Origin of the sequence: Synechococcus sp. R8-2, from assembly GCF_047461715.1 — a bacterium.
Taxonomy (GTDB): domain Bacteria; phylum Cyanobacteriota; class Cyanobacteriia; order Thermostichales; family Thermostichaceae; genus Thermostichus.
Genome location: NZ_JANSHQ010000409.1, coordinates 1 through 6,431, shown reverse-complemented (window position 1 = coordinate 6,431; position 6,431 = coordinate 1). Strand labels below are relative to the sequence as shown.

7 protein-coding genes are annotated in these 6,431 nt (G+C 58.9%); 6 read left to right on the top strand and 1 reads right to left on the bottom strand.

Translation table 11 applies throughout. The features are described from left to right. The coding region (locus NW819_RS09985) for a ComF family protein (protein WP_414413644.1) at window positions 1-557 on the bottom strand (557 nt) is incomplete at its 3' end. 204 nt (window positions 558-761) lie between these two features. On the opposite strand from NW819_RS09985, the gene rpsL reads away from it, so the two are divergent. From rpsL to dapB, 6 genes are all read left to right on the top strand, one after another. After that, entirely contained in the window at window positions 762-1,169 is a 408-nt protein-coding gene (gene rpsL / locus NW819_RS09980; RefSeq protein WP_414349901.1) for a 30S ribosomal protein S12, read from the top strand. 83 nt (window positions 1,170-1,252) lie between these two features. Beyond that, on the top strand, window positions 1,253-1,723 hold the full coding sequence (rpsG, locus tag NW819_RS09975) for a 30S ribosomal protein S7 (RefSeq protein ID WP_011432554.1): 471 nt from the start codon (window positions 1,253-1,255) through the stop codon (window positions 1,721-1,723). A 153-nt stretch (window positions 1,724-1,876) separates the two neighbouring features. After that, window positions 1,877-4,000, top strand: a complete 2,124-nt coding sequence (gene fusA / locus NW819_RS09970; protein ID WP_414413643.1) for an elongation factor G — start codon at window positions 1,877-1,879, stop codon at window positions 3,998-4,000. 31 nt (window positions 4,001-4,031) lie between these two features. Beyond that, on the top strand, window positions 4,032-5,261 hold the full coding sequence (tuf, locus tag NW819_RS09965; protein ID WP_414413642.1) for an elongation factor Tu: 1,230 nt from the start codon (window positions 4,032-4,034) through the stop codon (window positions 5,259-5,261). 124 nt (window positions 5,262-5,385) lie between these two features. Next, window positions 5,386-5,703 (top strand): 30S ribosomal protein S10, encoded by a 318-nt coding sequence (rpsJ, locus tag NW819_RS09960; protein WP_414328725.1) that lies wholly within the window; start codon window positions 5,386-5,388, stop codon window positions 5,701-5,703. A gap of 184 nt (window positions 5,704-5,887) precedes the next feature. Beyond that, window positions 5,888-6,431, top strand: a 544-nt coding sequence (gene dapB, locus NW819_RS09955) for a 4-hydroxy-tetrahydrodipicolinate reductase (RefSeq protein ID WP_414413645.1), incomplete at its 3' end; no start/stop codon positions are given.

Genomic DNA, 6,431 nt, shown 5'->3' with positions numbered 1-6,431 from the left:
GTAGAGCCGGTGGTGTAGATGTCATCCACCAGCAACACCGGTGTGGCCGGAACTTGTTTCAGGGCAAAGGCCCCGGCCAAGTTGTGCTGTCGTTGCAGCGGGTTGAGCTCATGTTGAGCCGCTGTGGCCCGCACCCGCACCAGAGCCTCAGGCCAATGTCTCAGACCTGTCCGCTGGCAAAAGGCTTGGCTGATCAAGGCGGCTTGGTTGTAGCCCCGCTGCCGCAGCCGCTCTGCATGCAGAGGGATGGGCACCACCGTGTAGGCCCCAGGGGAGCCTAAAGAGGTGGACTGGCTTTCGACCCAACGGGATCCCAGCCATTCTCCCAAAACCGAGCCAATGCGCCGTTGTCCTTCGTACTTCAGGCAATAGATGGCCCTGCGCAGCGCCCCCCGGTGGATCCCCCAGGCGTAAAGTGGCCAAGGCGAGGTGGTGACTGGCCAAGTGGCAAGGCGCTCCGCCTGCAACCGCCTTTGACAGTCTTGACAGAACACGGCCTTGGCAGGGCGCCGGCAAAGCGGACATGGAGGCACAATCCACCAATCTAACCAGCCCATCGTCTGCTAGGGATCCTTTCTGGTGTGCAGAGTCTCCTAAAAAGCTGAGGCAAGGGGGGAACGAGGCCGAAATTCAGACTCGGCCAGGCTAACAGCCCAGCAGTCCATCCCCAAGTTGACGCTGGGATCCCGCCTTGCTAGGATTCAATATCGCCGGATAATTCAACCGGATAAAATTTAAGCCGTGACCTTCTCTGCCAGCCCATGCCCACCATTCAGCAACTGATCCGTGAGGAGCGCAGCGTTGCCGCTCGCAAAACCAAGTCCCCTGCCCTGAAGGCTTGTCCACAGCGGCGGGGGGTTTGCACCCGAGTGTACACGACAACGCCCAAAAAGCCCAACTCGGCCCTGAGAAAAGTGGCTCGCGTTCGCCTCACTTCCGGCTTTGAGGTCACTGCCTACATTCCTGGCATCGGCCACAACCTGCAGGAGCACTCTGTGGTCCTGATTCGCGGTGGGCGGGTTAAGGATTTGCCCGGCGTGCGTTACCACATTATCCGGGGCACCCTCGACGCTGCAGGGGTCAAAGACCGCAAACAAGGCCGCTCCAAATACGGGGCGAAACGGCCCAAGCCGGGCCAAGCTCCAGCCGCCGCTGGCAAGAAAAAATAGCTTTGCCCTCACCCTCAACCCTCCATATCCCACTCGTCATCTTTCTTTCTGCCATCCCCATCTGAACAAGCAACCCAGCTCCTATGTCTCGCCGCAACCGTGCCCCTCGTCGTGATGTGCCCCCGGATCCCAAGTATGGGAGCCGTCTGGTTACCATGCTGATCCGCAAGTTGATGATGAGGGGTAAGGCATCCCTGGCTGCCAGGATCCTCTATGAAGCTCTGGACATTGTGCGGGAGCGCACTGGCCAAGACCCACTGCCCTTGCTGGAAAATGCTGTTCGCAACGCCACCCCACTGGTGGAGGTGAAAGCCCGCCGGGTGGGCGGAGCCACTTATCAGGTGCCTGTGGAGGTGAGAGGAGAACGGGGCACTTCCCTAGCGCTGCGCTGGTTGGTGACCTTTTCGCGCACTCGTCCAGGTCGCACCATGGCCGCCAAGTTGGCCAATGAGCTGATCGATGCAGCCAACGAAACCGGCAGCGCCATTCGACGGCGGGAAGAGGTGCATCGCATGGCCGAGGCCAACAAGGCCTTTGCCCACTACCGCTACTGAACTAGCCTGGCGGAGCAGTGGAGACTTTTGGGATCCCTGTTCTGCCCAGCCCGAGTTCCAGCGAGGTGGAGAAAAATCGGCAAAAAAGATTAGAATTGTAAAGGATTTTTTAGTTTGCCCAAGTCGCAGGGCGACGAGGATTGGGAGGTTGACGTGGCACGCACAGTTCCCCTAGAACGAGTCCGAAACATCGGCATCGCGGCTCACATCGATGCTGGCAAGACCACGACCACAGAGCGGATTCTCTTCTACTCCGGTCTGGTACACAAAATTGGCGAAGTTCACGACGGAACTGCGGTCACCGATTGGATGGCCCAGGAGCGGGAGCGGGGCATCACCATCACCGCTGCGGCCATCACCACCCGTTGGACTAAGCGGGATCCCGCAAATCCTTCCCAGCCCCTCTCCGGCGCACCGGAGTACACCATCAACATCATCGATACTCCTGGGCACGTCGATTTCACCATTGAAGTTGAGCGCTCCATGCGGGTGCTGGATGGGGTGATCGCCGTCTTTGACTCGGTGGGCGGCGTGCAGCCTCAGTCTGAGACCGTCTGGCGGCAAGCCAATCGTTACAATGTGCCCCGCATTGCCTTCGTCAACAAAATGGATCGCATGGGGGCCAATTTCCTCAAGGTTTACAACCAGATCCGGGAGCGCCTCAAGGCCAATGCTGTGCCCATCCAACTGCCCATCGGTGCCGAAGACGGGTTTTGCGGCATTGTTGACTTGGTGCGGATGCAAGCCTGCATTTATATGGATGAGATCGGCAAAGACATTCGTCCGGCCCCCATCCCTGAGGAGATGAAAGATCTCGTGGCGGAGTATCGGGCCAAGCTGGTGGAAGCAGTGGCCGAGACGGACGAAGCTCTGATGGAAAAGTACTTCGCCGAAGAAGATCTGAGCGAAGCCGACTTGATGGCGGGTCTGCGCAAAGGCACGATCAGCGGCCAAATTGTGCCCATGCTGTGTGGCTCTGCCTTCAAGAACAAGGGAGTCCAGATGCTGCTGGATGCGGTGGTGGATTACCTGCCCTCGCCTGTGGATATTCCGGCCATCAAGGGGGTGCTGCCAGATGGCTCAGAAGTGTCCCGCCGTGCCAGCGACGATGAGCCCTTCTCCGCCCTGGCCTTCAAGTTGATGAGTGATAAGTACGGGGATCTCACCTTTATTCGCGTCTACTCGGGGGTGTTGACCAAAGGTACTTATGTGCTCAACTCCACCAAGAACAAGAAGGAGCGAATTTCGCGGTTGGTGGTGCTGAAGGCCGATGAACGCTTGGACGTGGATGAGCTGCGGGCAGGAGATCTGGGAGCTGTGGTGGGCCTCAAGGACACCACCACCGGAGACACCCTCTGCGACGAAAATGCGCCGGTGATCCTGGAGTCTCTGTTTATCCCAGAGCCGGTGATCTCAGTAGCGGTAGAACCCAAAACCAAAGCCGATATCGATAAGCTCTCCAAGGCCCTGCAGGCCCTGGCCAAGGAGGATCCCACCTTCCGCGTGTCTGTGGATCCCGAGACCAATCAAACCATCATCTCTGGGATGGGCGAGCTGCACCTGGAGATCTTGGTGGATCGGATGCTGCGGGAGTTCAACGTAGAAGCCAATGTTGGTAACCCACAGGTGGCCTACCGCGAAACCATTCGCAAGCCGGTTAGCCGCGTGGAAGGCAAGTTTGTTCGCCAGAGTGGTGGCCGCGGCCAGTACGGCCATGTGGTTATCGACCTAGAGCCGGCGGAGCCGGGTACAGGATTTGAGTTCGTTTCCAAGATTGTGGGTGGCGTTGTGCCCAAAGAATACATTGGGCCAGCCGAGCAAGGGATCCGAGAAGCCTGCGAATCCGGTGTGCTGGCGGGCTATCCCCTGATTGACATCCGCGCCACCCTGGTGGATGGCTCCTACCACGAGGTGGACTCCAGCGAAATGGCCTTCAAGATCGCCGGTTCGATGGCTCTGAAGGAGGCCGCTCGCAGGGCAAGCCCTACCCTGCTGGAGCCGATGATGAAGGTCGAGGTGGAAGTCCCTGAAGCCTTTGTGGGGGATGTCATCGGGGACATCAACGCCCGCCGCGGCCAGATGGAGGGGATGAATACAGAAGGCGGCATTACCAAAGTCAATGCCAAAGTTCCCTTGGCGGAGATGTTTGGCTATGCCACCGACATTCGCTCCAAGACCCAGGGTCGAGGCACCTTCACGATGGAGTTCAGCCACTACGAGGAAGTTCCTCGCAGTATCGCCGAAGCCATCATTGCCAAAAACAAAGGAAATGAGTAGCTGACTGAAACCAAAAAGGAAGTGACGATTCATGGCACGCGCTAAGTTTGAACGCACCAAACCCCATGTCAACGTTGGCACCATCGGCCATGTTGACCACGGCAAGACCACCCTGACGGCTGCCATCACCACCACCTTGGCTGCTTTGGGTCAGGCCACAGCCAAAAGGTACGATGAGATCGACGCAGCGCCAGAGGAAAAAGCTCGCGGCATTACCATCAACACCGCCCACGTCGAGTATCAGACTGCCAACCGTCACTACGCCCACGTGGATTGTCCCGGCCACGCCGACTACGTGAAGAACATGATCACAGGCGCGGCTCAGATGGATGGGGCCATCTTGGTGGTGTCTGCAGCTGATGGTCCCATGCCCCAAACACGGGAGCACATCCTGTTGGCCCGTCAGGTAGGGGTGCCCAGCTTGGTGGTCTTTCTGAACAAGGCAGACATGGTGGACGATCCAGAGCTGCTGGAGTTGGTGGAGCTGGAAGTGCGGGAGCTTCTCTCCAAATACGACTTCCCCGGCGACGACGTTCCCATCATCAGAGGATCGGCGCTGAAAGCCCTAGAAAGAATGACCGCCAACCCCAAAACCCAGCGGGGCGAAGATCCTTGGGTGGACAAAATTTATGAGCTGATGGATGCGGTGGACTCCTACATTCCCACGCCTGAGCGGGATGTGGACAAGCCCTTCCTGATGGCTGTGGAGGATGTCTTCTCGATTACTGGTCGGGGCACGGTGGCCACGGGCCGGATCGAGCGGGGCCGCATCAAAGTGGGCGAAACGGTGGAACTGGTGGGCCTGCGAGAAACTCGCTCTACCACTGTTACTGGCCTGGAAATGTTCCAAAAAACCCTCGATGAGGGGATCGCCGGCGACAACGTTGGTGTGCTGTTGCGGGGCATTCAGAAGAACGAAGTGGAGCGCGGCATGGTGCTGGCCAAGCCCAAGACCATTACTCCTCACACCAGCTTCGAGTCTGAGGTATATGTCCTCAAGAAAGAGGAGGGAGGTCGCCACACGCCCTTCTTTGCCGGCTATCGTCCTCAGTTCTATGTGCGCACCACCGATGTAACCGGCACCATCTCTTCCTTCACGGCTGATGACGGATCCCAGCCGGAGATGGTGATGCCCGGCGACCGCGTCAGGATGACGGTGGAGCTGATCCAGCCCATCGCCATTGAGCAGGGGATGCGCTTTGCTATCCGCGAGGGTGGCCGTACTGTCGGAGCGGGTGTTGTCTCCAAGATCCTGAAGTAAGCTGCTTTTTCCTGGCAGGGATTGAGTGCCGACGGCCCCAGACCAACTCAGTTGCGATAGTGGCGCGGAGCACTTTCCCTGCCAGCTTTTTTGAGTCCCCCTTTTTCTGGATTGCTCTCCGGCCATGCCTACCTTGACCCAACAGAAAATTCGCATCCGCCTGAAGGCTTACGATCATCGGCTGCTGGATACTTCCTGCGACAAAATTGTGGATACGGCTCGTCGTACCGACGCCGTACCTGTCGGCCCGATCCCTTTGCCTACTCGGCGCCGCATCTACTGTGTGCTGCGCTCCCCCCACACCGACAAGGACTCGCGGGAACATTTTGAAACCCGCACCCACCGGCGCATTATCGACATCTATTCCCCCTCTTCCAAAACCATCGATGCTCTCATGAAGCTGGATCTGCCGGCAGGGGTAGATATCGAGGTGAAGCTGTGATGGATCTGCAGGGATCCCCCGCTTTCGCAGTCATTTCGTAGAGCTTGGATGAGGGCAGCAGCGGGTGACAACATCGGTTGATCCAGTTGACCACGATAGCGGTGGGGAGCACTTTCAGGAGTTGACAGCTCCAGAAGCGGCTACATCCCCCATTCCGGTTTTGGTGGTGGGGGCCTTGGGCAAAATGGGGCGAGAGGTGGTGCGAGCCGTTGCCCAGACGCCCGACATGAGGTTGGTGGGGGCGGTGGCCCGCTCTCAACTGGGCTCGGACATTGGCGAGGTGCTGGGCCTGGGATCCCTGGGGGTGGAGATTACCGATGACTTGTCGGGGCAGTTGCTGAGGTTGTCGCAGCGGAGCAACCGCGGCGTAATGGTGGACTTTACCCATCCTCGGTCGGCCTTTGAACATGTTCGCTCGGCCATTGCCTTTGGCGTACGCCCGGTGGTGGGGACGACGGGCCTGACGCCGGAGCAGGTGGAGCGGCTGCGGGATCTGGCGGACAAGTCGGGTGTGGGCTGTTTAATCGCGCCCAATTTTGCCATCGGCATGATTTTGCTGCAGCAGATGGCGCTGCAGGCGGCGCAGTATTTTGACCACGTTGAGATCATCGAGCTGCACCACAACCGCAAAGCGGATGCCCCCAGCGGCACGGCTCTACAGACGGCACAACGGCTGGGACAATTGGGCAAAACCTTTAACCCGCCCGTTCGCGACAGCGGGACGGAGT